15 protein-coding genes are annotated in these 16,031 nt (G+C 70.9%); 11 read left to right on the top strand and 4 right to left on the bottom strand.

Translation table 11 applies throughout. The annotated features are described in order from the left end of the window. Positions 1–168: 168 nt before the first annotated feature. Both K7W41_RS15385 and K7W41_RS15380 read right to left on the bottom strand, forming a co-directional pair. Positions 169–1,005 carry a glycine-rich domain-containing protein gene (locus K7W41_RS15385; RefSeq protein WP_224610257.1) on the bottom strand — a complete coding sequence of 279 codons (837 nt, stop codon included), beginning with the start codon at positions 1,003–1,005 and terminating at the stop codon, positions 169–171. A gap of 92 nt (positions 1,006–1,097) precedes the next feature. Continuing rightward, the gene (locus K7W41_RS15380; protein ID WP_224610255.1) at positions 1,098–2,270 is read right to left on the bottom strand and encodes a GTP pyrophosphokinase; all 1,173 of its coding nucleotides are present in this window, start codon (positions 2,268–2,270) and stop codon (positions 1,098–1,100) included. A gap of 35 nt (positions 2,271–2,305) precedes the next feature. Between K7W41_RS15380 and K7W41_RS15375 the strand changes: the two genes are divergently transcribed. From K7W41_RS15375 to K7W41_RS15345, 7 genes are all read left to right on the top strand, one after another. Continuing rightward, positions 2,306–4,183, top strand: coding sequence for an N-acetylmuramoyl-L-alanine amidase (locus K7W41_RS15375; protein WP_224610253.1), 1,878 nt, complete (start codon positions 2,306–2,308; stop codon positions 4,181–4,183). Then, positions 4,180–4,557 (top strand): inorganic diphosphatase, encoded by a 378-nt coding sequence (locus K7W41_RS15370; protein ID WP_224610251.1) that lies wholly within the window; start codon positions 4,180–4,182, stop codon positions 4,555–4,557. Before K7W41_RS15375 ends, K7W41_RS15370 begins: the two co-directional genes overlap by 4 nt. A 117-nt stretch (positions 4,558–4,674) precedes the next feature. Next, complete coding sequence (locus K7W41_RS15365) at positions 4,675–5,391, top strand: SDR family oxidoreductase (protein ID WP_224610249.1); 717 nt, start codon at positions 4,675–4,677, stop codon at positions 5,389–5,391. Beyond that, the gene (locus K7W41_RS15360) at positions 5,388–6,383 is read left to right on the top strand and encodes an NAD(P)/FAD-dependent oxidoreductase (RefSeq protein WP_224610247.1); all 996 of its coding nucleotides are present in this window, start codon (positions 5,388–5,390) and stop codon (positions 6,381–6,383) included. Before K7W41_RS15365 ends, K7W41_RS15360 begins: the two co-directional genes overlap by 4 nt. A 34-nt stretch (positions 6,384–6,417) precedes the next feature. Then, complete coding sequence (locus K7W41_RS15355; RefSeq protein ID WP_224610245.1) at positions 6,418–7,050, top strand: HAD family hydrolase; 633 nt, start codon at positions 6,418–6,420, stop codon at positions 7,048–7,050. Positions 7,051–7,638: 588 nt separating this feature from the next. Then, positions 7,639–10,125, top strand: a complete 2,487-nt coding sequence (gene hrpB, locus K7W41_RS15350; RefSeq protein WP_224610243.1) for an ATP-dependent helicase HrpB — start codon at positions 7,639–7,641, stop codon at positions 10,123–10,125. A gap of 85 nt (positions 10,126–10,210) precedes the next feature. Continuing rightward, positions 10,211–10,711 (top strand): hypothetical protein, encoded by a 501-nt coding sequence (locus K7W41_RS15345; RefSeq protein ID WP_224610241.1) that lies wholly within the window; start codon positions 10,211–10,213, stop codon positions 10,709–10,711. A 295-nt stretch (positions 10,712–11,006) separates the two neighbouring features. On the opposite strand, the gene K7W41_RS15340 is transcribed toward K7W41_RS15345, so the two are convergent. Continuing rightward, complete coding sequence (locus K7W41_RS15340; RefSeq protein ID WP_224610239.1) at positions 11,007–11,783, bottom strand: methyltransferase domain-containing protein; 777 nt, start codon at positions 11,781–11,783, stop codon at positions 11,007–11,009. A gap of 199 nt (positions 11,784–11,982) precedes the next feature. Further along, complete coding sequence (gene ddrA, locus K7W41_RS15335) at positions 11,983–12,585, bottom strand: single-stranded DNA-binding protein DdrA (protein ID WP_221089043.1); 603 nt, start codon at positions 12,583–12,585, stop codon at positions 11,983–11,985. 132 nt (positions 12,586–12,717) lie between these two features. Between ddrA and hisB the strand changes: the two genes are divergently transcribed. From hisB to K7W41_RS15315, 4 genes are all read left to right on the top strand, one after another. After that, a complete protein-coding gene (gene hisB / locus K7W41_RS15330) occupies positions 12,718–13,305 on the top strand; it encodes an imidazoleglycerol-phosphate dehydratase HisB (RefSeq protein ID WP_224610237.1) in 588 nt (195 codons plus the stop codon). After that, positions 13,302–13,937 carry an imidazole glycerol phosphate synthase subunit HisH gene (hisH, locus tag K7W41_RS15325; RefSeq protein WP_224610235.1) on the top strand — a complete coding sequence of 212 codons (636 nt, stop codon included), beginning with the start codon at positions 13,302–13,304 and terminating at the stop codon, positions 13,935–13,937. The genes hisB and hisH overlap by 4 nt, the downstream gene beginning before the upstream one ends. 125 nt (positions 13,938–14,062) lie before the next feature. Further along, a complete protein-coding gene (locus tag K7W41_RS15320; protein WP_224610234.1) occupies positions 14,063–15,100 on the top strand; it encodes a branched-chain amino acid aminotransferase in 1,038 nt (345 codons plus the stop codon). Between the two features lie 149 nt (positions 15,101–15,249). Then, complete coding sequence (locus K7W41_RS15315; RefSeq protein ID WP_224610231.1) at positions 15,250–15,864, top strand: hypothetical protein; 615 nt, start codon at positions 15,250–15,252, stop codon at positions 15,862–15,864. Positions 15,865–16,031 lie beyond the last annotated feature (167 nt).

The raw sequence follows: 16,031 nt of genomic DNA, 5'->3' as shown, positions 1-16,031 counted from the left end.
GAGGCGAACCAGAGAGAAGCCCGCGCCCGTGAGGCTGGGCGGCACGCCAGAACAGGCGCAGCGGCCCGCAGGACCGGCGGCTGGACCGAGGGGGCGCCATAGATCCCCACCCCTCTGCCCAGCCGCCTGAATGTATGCCAGTGGGTGCCAGGCGTGTTGGCCCAGGCGTCAGCTGCCGCAGCCCCCGCCGCCACACCCGCCGCCGCAACTGCTGCCGCCCCCATCGCCGCCGGAACTGCCGTCGCTGCAAGGGCTGTCGGCCGCGCTGTCTGCGCAGGAGCTTTCTGGGGCACTGCTGGCCCCGCCCATCCAGGCCCCGCCGTCGCTGCCTGTGCCAGAGGCCGGGTCGGGTCGGGGGCGGGCGGGGGTGGCCGCCGCTGTGGCCGTCTGGGCCAGCAGCAGCACGGCCACAAAGGCCCCCAGGGCGATCCACAGCGCCGCCGCGCTCCAGGCGAAGGTCAGCCCGGCGGCCACAGCCGCGATCAGCGCCAGCCCCAGACTGGTCACGCGGGCGCTGCCCTGAATCCGGCGCCGGGTTGGGGCGGCCGGTTGGGGCTGGCGCCGGGGTGCCGGCCAGAGCTCGGCCGGGGCCGCATGGCCAAACACCTGTGCGTAGGCCGCCAGGGTCTGCTGGTACTGCGCCGCAAAGCGGTCCGCGTCCCCCGGCAGGCCTTCACCGGGTTCGTGGTGCAGGGGGCGGGGCAGCAGGGGTGTCAGGCGCTCCCAGTAGTCGCGGGTGAAGGTCAGGTGCAGGTGCCACACCTCGTCCACGGCGCGCGACGGCGTGACCGGGTGTGGGCAGGTGGCCGCCAGATACACGAAGCGCAGGTACTCCTGCGCGGCGGCCTGCGTTTGCGCCCAGGTCCAGCGCTGCTGCTTCGAGAGGCGGCGCAGCAGGGCTTCAGGCAGGGCGTAGGTGCTGAGGGTGATCCACAGAGGCGAGGTGGGCAGCGGCGACAGGGCAGCGTTGACCTTCGGCTGACTGATCGTGTCGTGGTGGCTCATGGGCCGGGCTCCCTTGACGGCAGGGCGTTCGGGGCCGGCCAGGACGGCCAGCGTGCACCTTGCTCCGTCACGTGCAGGGTGCGCTTCCTGTGTCAGTCGTCGGTCAGCCCGGCCTGAAGGCCAGCGGGGGCGCGCGCCTCATCATCAGCCCGGGCTGACCCGCCAGACTGAAGCTTGTGCGGCGCCTGGGCGGCGCTGATCTGCGCGTAGGCGCCCTGCACCGCCTGGACCAGCTGCTCGCTGCTCAGCACCCCGCGCATATCCAGCAGCATGACAATCTCGTGGGGGTTCAGCGCCGGGTTCATGCAGGCGCGCAGCAGCGCGTAATGCACCACGCTGGTGCCGGGCCGCGCGCCGCCGGCGGGCGTCCACGCCACCCGCAGCTGGGGCATCAGCACGCTGGCCAGCCGCACCACCTCGGCACGCCAGCGCCGCAGTTCCTTGTGCAGCCCACCCACCGAGTGCACGCCCACGTAGTGCAGCAGTTTCGCCAGTCGCTGCGGGCGCTCCGGGTCGTTCCAGCCGGTCAGCAGCGGCACGTTCAGGCTCCGCGCCACCTCGGCGTCCAGGTCACGCACCGGGGGCGCGGCCAGCAGGTGGGTCATGCTGGCGGCGTCAATGAACACGCTGTCGGGGGCCTCTTGCACACGCTGGGGCAGCGTTTCGGCGTAGTCGCGCGACAGGCGGTGCAGGGCCATGAATTCCTCGTCCGCCATTTCCAGCAGGCCCGCCAGCCGGTAAAAGCGCCGCTGCACCTCGCGCGGAATGGCCTCGCGGTTCTTGTAGCCCAGGTCGTGCTCAATCTCGGCCCAGGCGTGCTGCAGGATCGAGCGGATCTGCACCTCGAACTTGGACCCGGCGTAGGCCGACAGGTCCGGCGTCTGCGGCGTGACCTCCACCACGTAATGCACGCCCATGTACCCGAAGCGGTCCGGGTCGTGCATCATGCTTTTGTCAATGGAGTTGTCCCAGTCCAGGGTGTGGTGTTCTTCCAGCAGGCGCGACACCAGCCCCACATCGGACTCGAAATAGGTGATCACGCGCACCGCCACAAGGTCCGTGACGTCCGAGAGGCTGGCGTAGCGCCCAGGCTTGCGCCGCAGCTTGTCTTCCAGGCTGGGGCGTTTTTTCACGCGGCCTGTGACGTGGTGGATGTTGAGCCCGGCCTCGGCAATCAACCGGGCGGTGTGCGCCACTGCCGCCTCCCGCAGGCCCTCGAAGGCAGGCAACTGGGCTTCATATGCGGCCAGCAGCCCTTCACTCATCGCCCCGCAGCATACGCCGTGCTATCCCGGGGGGCATGCGCGTTTCTCTGCCCTGCCTCGTTCTGGGTGCCGCGCTGGCCCTGTCCAGCGCGCAGGCCGCGCCCAGCGTGTACGTGGCCTACCCCCCGGACGGCCACCGGGTGCCGTATGACCACGTGATCTTGGAAGGCAGCGTGAGCCCCGGCGCGGCCCTGACCGTCAGCGGCGTGGCGGTGCCCACCGGCCCGGACGGCCTGTTCATCACCTGGTGGCCGCTGAAGGCCGGCGCCAACGCCCTGCGCTTGGTGGCGCGCCAGGGCGGTCAGAGTGTGTCGCGGGTACTGACCGTCACCCGCACGGTGCCCGCCAGCCTGCCGGCGGTGCCCACCGCCATTGCGCGCGCCAGCGTGCAGCCCGCGCAGCCCAGCGAATTCTGGGACCCGGCCGGCGACAGCCCCGCCGAACGCCGCGTGCCGGTGCGCTTTCAGGGCTCGCCGGGCGGGCAGGCCACGTTCCGGGTGGCGGGCGGCCCCGCGCAGCCCCTGACCGAGGGCCCGGCCGGCGTGTACAGCGGCGCCTACACCCTGCCCACCGGCACGGTGCTGAGGGCCGCCCCGGTGACCGTCAGCCTGCGCGGGCGCGACGGCCGCACCGTGAGCGCCACGGCCCCCGGCCGGCTGAGTAGCGCGCCGGGCACCGCCCGCACGGTGGCGCAGCCCCCCGGCAGCGTGCCGGGCCTGGGCGTGAACGCGGCGGGCACCCGCCTGACCACGCTGGACGGCCAGCCGCTGCTGTACCCGCGCGAGGACATGACCTTCCGCGCCGTGGGCCGCGTGGGCCCGGACCTACGCGTGCGGCTGGCCCCCGGCGTGGGCGCGCTGGTGACGGCCGCCCAGGTGGTGCCGCTGGACGGCACGCCCCCCGCCCCCACGGGGGGAGCCATCGCGGTCGATGCAGGGTCGGCAGCGGAGCCCCTGGTGCCGGCCCAGGGCCCTGCAGCCCTGCCCGCCACGGCCTTGCCCAACAGTGCGCCGCCCAAAACTGCTGCCCCGTCCGCCCCCGAAGTCGTGCTGCGCCTGCCCATCGGGGCCGCGCGGCCACCCTTCACCCTGGAACAGCCCTCGGCGCGGCGGGTCACGCTCGCCATGTATGGCCAGACAGCCGCGCCTTTCACGCCGCCGGCCGGGCCGCTGCCCTGGCCGCTGGAGCGGCTGGAAGTGCAATCGCTGGCCGGCGGGCTGATCACCCAGGTCAGCGCGGTGCTGGCCGCGCCACTGTGGGGTTTTACCGCCAACCCCGAGGGCGAAGACCTGCGCCTGACCCTGCGCCCGCCGCCCACGGTGGACCCGGCGCGGCCCCTGGCCGGGCGCGTGATTACCCTGGACCCGGGGCACGGTGGCAGCCAGAACGGCGGAGCGGGCAGCCTGCGCGTGCCTGAAAAGGGGTTGGTGCTGCCCATTGCCCTGCGCGCCGCCGAACTCCTGCGCGCCCAGGGGGCCACCGTGAACCTCACCCGCACGGGGGACGTGACCCTGGGGCTGGTGGAACGGGGCCTGAGTGCCGAGGCGGCGGGCAGCGACCTGCTGATCTCGATTCACGCCAACGCCCTGCCCGATGGCCGTGACCCGCGCGGGATTCGGGGCCCGGAGGTGTACTTCACCCACCCGCAGGCGCAGCCCCTGGCGGCGGCGCTGCTCTCCGCCCTGCGCGCCCGGCTGCCAGACCTGGGGCCGGGGGCAGGGCTGAAGCCCGGCGCCGACCTGGCCCTGACGCGCCCCACCACCCAGCCCAGTGTGCTGGTGGAACTGGCCTACCTGACCGACCCCGGTAACCTGCGCCTGCTCCACAGCCCCGACGGACAAGAGCGCATGGCCCAGGCCATTGCCCAGGGGGTGGCCGACCTGTACGCCGCGCAGGCGGGGGGCGCGCCGTGACCCGGCCAGACCTGCGCGCCTACCTGGGCCAGCGCGTGCGCGTGGTGGTGGACCGCCCACTGGGCTCGGTGCACCCGCGCCACCCGGACCTGCGCTACCCGGTGAATTACGGCGAACTGCCCGGTACCCAGAGCGGTGATGGCCAGCCCGTGGACGCCTACCTGCTGGGCTGGGACGCGGCCGTGCCCGAGGCCGAGGGCGAGGTGATCGCGGTCATTGAGCGCCTGAATGACGCCGAGGACAAGCTGGTGGTGGCGCGCGACGGCACCCACTGGAGTGACGACGCGATTGCGACCATCATCCGGTTTCAGGAACAGTACTTCCACACGCGGCTGGTGCGGCCTGAAGCCAGCCCGGCGCCCTCTGGCCCTTGACCGCACTGGCCCAGGCCCCCTCTGGTCCCCCTGCGCCCGGAGCCCGGCCAGTCCCCGCTCGTTTCGCCTGGACTCGACCGCAAACGGTTCCGCCGAAGGTGAGATAAGGTCAGCCCCATGACCACACACCGGCCCGTCACGCTCATCACTGGCGCTTCCGGGGGCATCGGGTCGGCGCTGGCCCGCGCCCTGGCCCCCACCCACGACCTGATTCTGGGTGGCCGGGGCGGGGCCGCGCTGGAGCGCCTGTGTGCCGAACTGGGCGCCCAGCCGCTGCCCCTGGACCTGACTCGTCCCGAGACCTTTGAAGGGGCGCTGGCGGGGCTGGGCCGGGTTACGAACCTCGTCCACAACGCCGGGGTGGTGGACCTGGGCGCCGTGGCCGGGCAGGGGCACGTGGTCTGGACCCACACCCTGGCGGTGAACACCGTGGCCCCGGCCGAACTGACCCGGGTGCTGCTGCCCCAAGTGCGCGCCGAACAGGGCGTGGTGGTGTTCGTGAACAGCGGCGCGGGCCTGCGGGCCAATGCGGGCTGGGGCAGCTACGCCGCCAGCAAGTTCGCCCTGCGCGCCCTGGCCGACGCCCTGCGCGAAGAAGAGGCCCCGCACGGCGTGCGCGTGACCTCGGTGTACCCGGGGCGCACCGCCACCCCCATGCAGGAAAAGGTCCGCACGCAGGAGGGCGCCCCCTACACCCCAGAGGCGTTCATCCAGCCTGAAACCGTGGCGGCCACCATCGCCTTTGCCTTAAACGCCCCGCGCGACGCCACCCTGCCGGACCTCAGCGTGCGCCCCGGGCCCCAGGCCGCCCGCCCCCACGAGGCCGGCGCGTGAGTGCCGCCGCCCTGTATGACGCCGTGGTGGTGGGCGCTGGGCCCGCCGGCCTGAACGCCGCGCTGGTGCTGGGGGGCGCCGGGCGCCGGGTGCTGCTGCTGGACGGCGGCCCGCCGCGCAATGTGCGGGCCCAGGCCGCCCACGGGGTGTTTACCCGCGACGGCGCCACGCCCGTGACCCTCAAGACGCTGGGGCTGGGAGACCTTTCGCCCTACGCGGTCACGGTGCGGCCCGAACTGGCCCGCGAGGTGGCCCCCGACCCGGACGGCTTTGCCCTGCGCCTGGAAGGCCGCTGGGTGCGTGCGCGCCGGGTGCTGTTTGCCACGGGCGTGCGCGACGTGCTGCCCACCGTGCCCGGCCTGCGTGAACGCTGGGGGGCCACCGTGCACCACTGCCCCTACTGCGACGGCTGGCCCAACAAGGACGCCCGGCTGGGCGTGCTGGGCTCGGGGCAGGAGGGCCACCACCTCGCCCTGAGTGTGCGCTCGTGGTCGGAACGCGTGACCCTGCTGACCGACGGGCCCGACGAACTGACCGACGAGCAACGCGAGGACCTGCGCCGCGTGGGCATCCCGGTGCACACGGCGCCGATTCTGCGGCTGGGCGGGCGGCAGGATGTGCGCGTGCGCTTCCGGGCGCCGCTGGCGGACCCACCGGCCTCAGAGGCGACTTCCGCTGATTCGCTGTCCCTGGACGCCCTGTTCCTGAACCCCACACAGCAGCAGCGCAGCACCCTGCCCGCCGCCCTGGGCTGCGAACTGAACGACAAGGGCCGCGTGGTGGTCAACGAACACGGCATGACCAGCGTGCGCGGCGTATGGGCGGCGGGCGACATGACCGGCGCGCCGCAGTACGTCATGAGCGCGGCGGCCAGCGGCATGATCGCCGCCGTGTCGCTGAACACCACCCTGATTCACGAGGAGGTGCGGCACATGGGCGCGGCCTTCCACAAATCGCCCGATGAACCGAAAGGGGAGGGCGAAGCCTCCTGAGCCTCCGCTGAGCATCGTGTGTAAGATGCTCCCCATGTCCCCACGCGCCATGCTTTTTGATCTGGACGGCACCCTGCACGACCGCGCCGCCACCCTGCGCGCGTGGCTGGCCGAGCACGCCGCGCGCTTTGCCCTGCCAGACGGCTATGCCGAGCGGTTCGTGGAACTGGATGATTTCGGCTACCGGTCCAAGACCGAGGTGGTGCCCCAGCTGGTGAATGAATTTGGGCTGCCCCATGATCCCCAGGCCCTGCTGGACCATTACTCCGGCCACATGGCCCACGCCGTGCCCATGCCGCACGCCCACGAGGTTCTGCGTGAACTGCGCTCGCGGGGGGTGCGGCTGGGGGTGGTCACCAACGGCTGGCCAGCGGTGCAGCAGGCCTGCCTGGACCGCTGCGGCCTGACCGGGCTGGTGGACGACGTGGTGATCAGCAAGTCGGTGGGGCTCAGCAAGCCGGACCCGCGTATCTACGAGCTGGCGCTGGCGCGGCTGGGGGTGGCGGCGGCGGAGACGTGGTTTGTGGGGGATTCGCCGCGCAACGATGTGTGGGGGCCGCAGCAGGTGGGGGTGCGGGCGGCGTATTTGCCGACGGGGCATGGGTTGGGGGGGGAGGTGCCGGAGGTGGTGCTGAAGGATTTGTGGGGGGTGGTGGGGTTGGGGTGAGGGGGGGGTTTTTGGGCGGGGTCGTTTGCGTGTATGCCCCACCCCCCCAGCCCCCCTACCCCGGAGGGGCAGGGGGGAGCGGCGCTGCGCTGGCAAACGTTGACTGACGATTTGGGGCGGCCCGGCTTCGCCCCGCGTTGTACGCCGTCGCCTTTCTCCGCCCATCTGCGGACGCCCGCGCGCTGCGCGCACGACGGCTTCCGTTGCTCGCCCCGTAGGGGTGAAGGGTGGGGACGCTGAAAATGCGAGGTTCTACTTTTGAAAGGCAAAAGCGGCTATGGCCTTTGCTGCTGTTCAAAGTAGAACCTTCTCGCACGCACCACGCCTTCTTGCCCCTCTACCGCCCAGGTCCAGACGAGGCCGTCGTGCCCGAAGGGCGCGGGCCATTGCGCGGTCTCGGAGGATGGCGTCGAGGCCGGACACGTTACCGAAGAGGTAAGCCCAGCCAACGTCAGTAGAAACTCTTGCCCAGCGCAGCGCCGCTCCCCCCTGCCCCTCCGGGGTAGGGGGGCTGGGGGGGTGGGGCAACCCGGGCCAAGCTTCCACCAACCCCCCATGCCACCTTCACCCCCCTCGTCCCCCCGTACCATGCCCCCCGTGACCCCCCCCACCCTCCCCATCCACACCGTCATTCCCGCCGTCCAAACCGCCCTCCACACCCACCCCCTCGTCGTCCTCCAGGCCCCCCCCGGCGCCGGCAAAAGCACCGCCCTGCCCCTGGCCCTGCTGAACGAACCGTGGCTGGCCGGGCAAAAGATCATCATGCTGCAGCCCCGGCGGGTGGCGGCGCGGGCGGTGGCGGCGCGGCTGGCGGAAGGGTTGGGGGAGCGGGTGGGGGAAACGGTGGGCTACCGGGTGCGCTTCGAGGCGCAGGTGTCACCCGGCACCCGGCTGGAGGTGGTCACCGAGGGCATCCTGACGCGGCGGCTGCAGCGCGATCCAGAGTTGGCGGGGGTGGGGCTGGTCATTCTGGACGAGTTTCACGAACGGTCCCTGAACGCCGACCTCGCCCTGGCCCTGCTGCGCGACCTGCTGGGCGCCCTGCGCGACGATCTGCGCGTGCTGGTCATGAGCGCCACGCTGGACCCCGCACTGCCCGGGCGCCTGGGGGCGCCGCTGGTCGAGAGTGCGGGCCGGGCCTACCCCGTGGAGGTGCGCTATCTGGCCGTCGACCCTGCCGGGCGCGTGGAAGACGCCGTGGCCCGGCAGGTGCGCGCGGCCCTGGCCGAGCACGAGGGCGACGTGCTGGCCTTTCTGCCCGGCGTGCGCGAGATTCGCGGGGCGATGGGCCTGCTCTCTGGGGTGGACGCCGCCGTGTTGCCCCTGTACGGCGACCTGCCGGTGCGCGAGCAGGGACGCGCCCTGCGCCCGGACCCGGAGGGGCGGCGCAAGGTGGTGCTGGCGACCAGCATCGCGGAGACCTCGCTGACCATTGAGGGCGTGCGGGTGGTGGTGGACGGCGGCCAGAGCCGCTGGGCGCAGTTCGATCCGGCCACCGGGCTCTCGCGCATGGTCACGGGCAGGGTCACGCAGGACGCAGCGGCGCAGCGGGCGGGCCGCGCCGGGCGCACGGCCCCGGGGGTGGCCTACCGCCTCTGGAGCGAGCGCACCCAGGCGCTGCTGCCCGCCGCCCGCCCGCCCGAACTGCTGGAAGCCGACCTCGCGCCGCTGACCCTGGAACTGGCGCAGTGGGGCGTAACGGACCCGGCCGCCCTGCAATGGCTGGACCTGCCGCCCGAGCGCCGGGTGGCCTCGGCCCGCGAGCTGCTGCGGGGCCTGGGCGCCCTGGACGACCGTGGCCGCATCACCCCGGAGGGCAAGCGCCTGCTGGACTTTCCCACCCACCCGCGCCTCGCCCACCTGCTGACAGGCCAGGAGACCCCCGCCCTGGCCGCCGATGTGGCCGCGCTGCTGGAAGAACGCGACCCCCTCCCCCCGGGCAGCGGCGCGGACCTGACCGACCGGGTGGCGGCCCTGCGCGCGTGGCGCCGCCGGGAGGGCCATGGGGGCGACGTGGCTGTGCTGGAACGCATCGAGCGCCTTTCCAGGCAGTGGCGCGCGCTGCTGGGCGTGCGCCCGGACGACGCGGCGCCGGACCCTTTCGCTGTGGGCGCCCTGGTGGCGCGTGCCTACCCCGAGCGGGCCGCCCTGGCACGCGAAGCCCATTCGGGCCTGCGGCGGGGGCGCTTTCTGCTGGCGGGGGGACAGGGCGCGGCCCTGCCCGAAGGCGACGCGCTGGCGGGTACTTGCGCGCTGGCAGTGGCCCACCTGGACGCCGCGCAGGCCGAGGGGCGCATCTTCCTGGCCGCGCCCCTGGACCCGGCCGTGCTGAGCGCCGGGGCGCCGTGGGTGGACGCTGTGCGCTGGGACAGCCGCGCGGGCACGCTGGTGGCGCAGCAGGAGCGGCGTTTTGGCGCCCTGGTGCTGGAGACGCGGCCCCTGCGGGACCTGCCCCAGGAGGCCCGCACGGCCGCGCTGCTGGGCGCGGTGCGGGAGGAGGGCCTGGGCGTGCTGACCTTTGGCCCCGAGGCCCAGGCCCTGCGGGACCGGGTGGGGTCGCTGCGCCACTGGCGCCCGGACGACAGCTGGCCGGACCTGACCGACGCGGGCCTGCTGGCGACGCTGGACGTGTGGCTCGCGCCGCACTTGGGCAGCGCCCGTTCCCGCGAGGATCTGGGTCGCCTGAACCTGCTGCCCGCCCTGCAGGCCCTGTTGCCGTGGCCCCGGCCCGCGCAGCTGGATGAGCTCGCCCCCACCCACCTCACCGTGCCCACCGGCAGCCGCATTCGCCTGACCTACCGCCCCGGCGAGGCGCCCATCCTGGCCGTGAAGTTGCAGGAACTCTTTGGGCTGGCCGAGACGCCGGCCGTCAACGGGGGCCGCACGCCCGTGCTGCTGCACCTGCTGTCGCCGGCCGGGCGCCCGGTGCAGGTCACGCAGGATCTGCGCTCGTTCTGGAACTCGTCGTATTTCGAGGTGCGCAAGGACCTGCGCGGCCGGTATCCCAAGCACCCCTGGCCCGACGATCCCTGGAACCACGCGCCCATGCGCGGCACCAAAAAGCGCGGCGTTTAGGCCGGGCAGCGCTGGGGGCATGCCCCCCCCAGAGGGCCGCACCTGCGGCCCCATGCCCGGCCGGGGGCTGCCATGCTGGGAGGCGATGAACACGCTCGCCCGCTTTTCCCGTACCACTCTCGCCGCCACTGCCCTGGGCGCCGCCGGGCTGGCCCAGGCCGCTGACTACTCGAAAACCATGTGGTCGTACGCCACCGGGCAGGCCAAGACCAAGCCCGTGATTGACAGCCGCATGGGCACGGAGCTGATTATGCAGATGTGGGCTCAGCCTGCGGGCGTGCCCACCGAGGCCCTGATGTTCATGTATATGCCCAAGCGCAGCCCGGAGCACTGGGCCATTCTGCTGGTGAACCCCAAGGGCAAGGCGGGCGAGTTCGTGGGCGCGCGGCAGCTGATCTTCCTGAAGGCCGCCAAAAAGGACGGCGAGGTGATGAACATGTACCGCCTGGGCGACGGCATGTTCAAGAATCTGTACCTCATGGAGGGCAACGTGAGGGACCGCTCGGGCCAGATGTCGCGCCTCGTGATGCTGCTGACCCCGCAACTGGTGGAGCAGAACCTGGACCCCAAGGACCTGCTGGACTGATAGTGGTAGCCACATGACTTGAAGGGTTCGCCTTCAGGTTATGTGGGGCGAGCAGCGCGAGTGACCGCTGTGAGGCGGGCGCGGGTGCCCGTGGCAAGGGGAATTCTCTGACCCGCAAGGATGAGCCGCTGCGGTGGTCTGATTGACAGGAGCAGCATGTTCCAGCCTTGGGCCAGGCAAGAGCCCCCGAGTTCCGCCAGCGCCGGCCCTCTATCCGAGTCACCCACCCCGTTCGCCCGGAAGGCGCGCTGGGGCCTGTTGTGAGCATTGCGGCTGTCACCCAGCGCGCCCGGCCTTACGCCGTCGGTTTGCTCGCCACGAACAGCACGCGGGTAAAGGCGTAATACAGCCGCTCGCCGGGATAGGCGGCCTGCAACCTCGCCCGGTAAGCGGCCAGGAAGCGCGCCCCGGTGGCGTCGTCCAGCCGCGACAGGTAGGGCACCAGCGCCGTGCCGCGTGTCCAGGCAATCAGGCCTTCAGCGCCGTCCAGCACCACCGGGTACACCTTGCTCAGGGCTGTAATGGCCTGCGCCCCCAGGGCGTCCAGATGCTCGGCATAGGCGGCCGGGCTCAGGACCGGCGAGGCGCCGTGCGCGGTGCCAAAGCGGGTATAGCCGCCCAGCGCGGCTGCAAAATCGGCGGCGGTCTCGCTCAGCAGGCGGTGACTGGGGTGGTCGTGGTTGGCGGGCACCTGCACGGCCAGCACGCCGCCCGGGGTCAGGTGGGTCCACAGCCGTGAAAGCAGCGCCGGGTGGTCGGGCAGCCACTGGAGCGAAGCATGGGCGTGAATAAGGTCAAAGTCGCCGGAGAGCGCCGCAATGTCTCCCGGCACAAAGCGCAGGTTGGGGGCTTCGTGCGCGGCAGCGCGCGCCAGCATCTCGGGGCTGCTGTCCAGGCCGGTCACTTCGGCGTCGGGGAAGCGGCGGGCCAGGGTCAGTGTGTGCTCGCCGGTGCCGCAGCCCAGGTCCACCACCCGGCGGTAGGGCCTGTCTGGAATCAGCGCGTGCAGATCCTGCACCGGGGCGCTGCGGGCGGCCTTGAACTGGTCGTACACGTCGGGGTTCCAGGTCATGCGGCCAGCGTAAGGGGTGGCTGCGGGCAACTGTCCGTACTTTAGTGGTAACAAGGCAGGGGCAAAAAAAATCCCGCCTGGGGCGGGACTTACAGCAGGCGGGCCAGGGTGCCGCCCAGCAGCATCAGCAGGAACAGCGAGAGGGTAAAGGCCAGCAGTTGCCGGGTACCGGGGCGGTCGCCTTCGCGGCCACGCCAGATCATGCGGCGCGCCCGGTCTGGGGCGAACCAGGGTGCAGGCTGCCCAGGGCGGCCTTCAGGTGCTTGTACACTTCGCGCTGCAGTTCCAGGTCCTCGGGCAGTTCGTAGCGCAGCTGTTCCATGGCCTGCATCAGGTGGGCGCCGCCGGGGGTGCGCTCGTGATCGGGGCGGGCCCAGTCGGGCAGTTCGGGGGTGGTGGTGGGGGCGCGCTTGGCGTCGTCCCAGTCGGCCCAGGTCTTGGGCAGGTCATACAGGTAGCGGCCAATGCCGAAATGCACAGCGCAGCGCTTCAGGGCGTCGCTGCTGGCCGCCTTCAGGGTGCCCAGGTCGCCTTCCTGGGCCTCGCCGATGTCCTCGCGGGTCACACCCAGCACGGTCAGGCGGCCCTTCACGGTGGGCAGGCGGGTGCCGGGCACGACTTCCACCTCGAAGCTCCAGCCATCGGGGCAGATGGAATCCAGGCGGTCTTGCACCGCGCGGGCGTCAATGTGGGCCAGCATCAGGGCGCGTTTCCGGTCTTTGCTGATGACACCGGGCTTCCACGCCACCATATGAGCGGGAAACGGGGCCTGGAGTCGTTTCTGAACATCGCTCAGTTTCATGTATTTAGTTTATAACAGAATAGAATTACGGTCAAGGCAGAATAGGCGGGCGGGTGTTCTGCTCAGGCGCCGCCTGCCGCCCCCTCGACAAGCCACGGTCTGGAGGCGCCTCCACGCTCTAGCATGCGCGCCATGAGCCGCTCGGCCACCGTGACCCGCCAGACCAGCGAAACGACCATCACTGTTCGCCTGGACCTTGAGACTGCCGCCTATGACCCGCCCCGGACCGGGCACGGGTTTTTTGACCATATGCTCGACGCCCTGGCCCGCCACGCCCGCCTGGGCCTGAGCGTGCAGGCCGAGGGCGACCTGCACATTGAGCCCCACCACCTGATTGAAGACACCGGCATCACCCTGGGGCAGGCGCTGACCCAGGCGCTGGGCGACCGCAAAGGGATTGAGCGCTACGGCAGCGCCTTCGTGCCCATGGACGAAACCCTGGCGCATGTGGTGGTGGACCTGTCCGGGCGCGCGCATCTGGCCTTTGAGCCGGAAACGCTGGATGTGTGGGGCACAGCGGGCGGCATGACCCACTACCACCTGCGCGAGTTTCTGCGCGGCCTGTGCAACCACGGCGGCATCACGCTGCATGTGCGCCTGCTGGCCGGGCGCGAGGCCCACCATGTCATTGAAGCGGTGATGAAAGCCCTGGCCCGCGCCCTGCGCGACGCGCTTGAGCTGACCTCGGACGCCATGCCCAGCACCAAGGGGAGCCTGTGAGCGCGCCGGAGGTGCTGCTGCTGGACTACGGTGCGGGCAACGTGCGCAGCGCGGCCAAGGCGCTGGAGCGGGCCGGGATGACGGTGAAGGTCAGCGCCGACCCCGCCGACGTGCCCGGCGCGCGGGCGGTGGTGGTGCCGGGCCAGGGCCACTTCCGGCAGGTGATGGAGGCGTTCGACGAGAGCGGCTTTCGCCAGCCGGTGCTGGACGCCGCGAACGCCGGCACGCCGCTGCTGGGGATCTGCGTGGGGATGCAGATGCTCCTGGACGGCTCTGAGGAAGCGCCTGGGGTGCGGGGCCTGGGGCTGGTGCCGGGCACCGTGCGCCGCTTTGAGCACCTGCCGGGCCTGAAGGTGCCGCAGATGGGCTGGAACTCGCTGGACAAGGTGGGCGATAGTCCTCTGCTGCGCGACCTCGCCTGCCCGGCCTACGCGTACTTTGTGCATTCCTACTACGTGCCCATTGAAACGGAAGTGGACGCCGGGGCGCTGACCGAGTACGGCGTGCCGTTCTGGGCCGCCCTCAGCCAGGGCAACGTCCATGCCACGCAGTTTCACCCGGAAAAGAGCGGGGCGGTGGGCCTGGCGATTCTGGAGCGGTTCCGGCGCTATGTGCTGGAGGGCGGAGCGTAGAGCGTGGAGCGTGGAGCGTGGACTGGGTGCTTGTTCGTAGGCTGTCCGCGCCGTCAGCTACGCTGCACCCTTCTGCTGTCCGCTCCTGGTGGACCGGTTCCGGCGCCGTGGTCCACAATCGGGGCATGACGACCCAGACCCGTCCGCCTGTGAACCTCGACTGGTCCACCTTGGGCTTCAGCTACATCCGCACCGACGAACGCTACCTGTCGCACTGGCGCGGCGGGCAGTGGGACAGCGGCCAGCTGACCCTGGACAACGTGCTGCACATCAGCGAGGGCTCAACGGCCCTGCACTACGGGCAGCAGTGCTTTGAGGGCCTGAAGGCGTACCGCGCCGCCGACGGCAGCGTGAACCTCTTCCGCCCCGACCAGAACGCCGCGCGCATGCAGGCCAGCTGCCGCCGCCTGCTGATGCCCGAAGTCAGCACCGAGCAGTTCATTGACGCCTGCCGGCAGGTGGTGAAGGCCAACGAGCACTGGATTCCCCCCTACGGCACGGGCGGCGCGCTGTACCTGCGCCCCTACGTGATCGGCGTGGGCGACAACATCGGCGTGCGCTCGGCGCCGGAATTTCTGTTCGGCGTGTTCGCCATTCCAGTGGGCGCCTACTTCAAGGGCGGCCTGACCCCGCACAACTTCATCACGTCCAGTTATGACCGCGCCGCGCCGCACGGCACCGGGGCGGCCAAGGTGGGGGGCAACTACGCCGCCAGCCTGCTCCCCGGCTTTGAGGCCAAGGAGCGCCACTTCGCTGACGCCATTTACCTGGACCCCGCCACCCACACCAAGATTGAAGAGGTGGGCGCCGCCAACTTCTTCGCCATCACCAAAGACGGGCAGACCTTCGTGACGCCCCAGTCGCCCAGCATCCTGCCCAGCATCACCAAGTACAGCCTGCTGCACTTGGCCGAGCACCGCCTGGGCCTGAAGGTGGTGGAGGGCGACGTGTACATTGACCGCCTCAACGAGTACAGCGAGGCCGGCGCGTGCGGCACGGCGGCCGTGATCACGCCCATTGGCGGGATTCAGCATGGCGAGAAGTTCCACGTGTTCTACAGCGAAACGGAAGTGGGCCCCGTCACCCGGCGCCTGTACGACGAGCTGACGGGGATTCAGTACGGCGACCGCCCGGCGCCGGAAGGTTGGCTGGTGAGGGTTTAAGGGCAGCGGGGACCAGGAGGCGGGGCGCGGTGGGGGAGAGATCCTGGCCGCGCCCCTCAGCTTTCTCGTTGCTGTCGTGGCCAAAGCTTGAATGACAAAAGGGACTTGATTAAAGAGAAAAGTAAGAATCTTGACTTCATTCTCATAAAATGACCACTTTGCCTGTGGCTGCCGCCCCCATTCCAGCGCGCCGCCCAAACTACTGGTTGGGCCTGTTCTTGACCTTCATTGCGCCTGGGGCCGGGTTTACCTACCTCAACCGCATTCCGCTGCATGTGGCGTGGCTGGTGGGGGCCAGCGCGGTTTCCCTGTTCACCGAGTCGTGGGGGACGGCGGGCACTGTCGTTGCCCTGGTTGTCACTGCCTTTTTGCTGATGCACTACCGCGACACCTTCGCCAAAGAGGCCGCCCAGGACTGGGCCAGACCCGCCCTGGCTCAGCCCCTGAAGTGGGGCATCATCGGCGTTCATCTGGTGCTGTCGGTGGGCCTGCAAGTCGTGTTCCTGGCCACTTCGCTGATTCCAGGCCTGTTGGAAGCCCGTGGGGAGGCGCAGGAGGCCGCCATTCGCTCATACGTGATGAACACTTACCTCAGCGTTTACGCTGACAGTGTGAACGGCAAGGCCAAAGGGGGCGACTGCCTGAAGCAGGGTACCGGGCCCGCCCCCAGGAACATCGTGAGCTGCCGTGTGGACGTTTCTGATCCACAACGGCCCACGCTGACGGTGACCACCAGTGCAGGCGAGACCTTGACCTTCCCGTAAACAGGGGTCTATAGGACAAGCTGACGGGGATTCAGTCCGGGGACCGCCCGGCGCCGGAAGGCTGGCTGGTGAAGGTCTAAGGGTAGCGGGAGGCGGGGCGCGGTGGGAGAGAGCTCCTGGCCGCGCCATCAATCCAGTTTGGGGAGGAGGTCCTATGGAGAGAGGCT

The organism is Deinococcus multiflagellatus, from assembly GCF_020166415.1.
Classification (GTDB): Bacteria; Deinococcota; Deinococci; order Deinococcales; family Deinococcaceae; genus Deinococcus; species Deinococcus multiflagellatus.
Note: the sequence above shows the minus strand (reverse complement) of the source record. Positions and strands in the feature narration are given on the sequence as shown.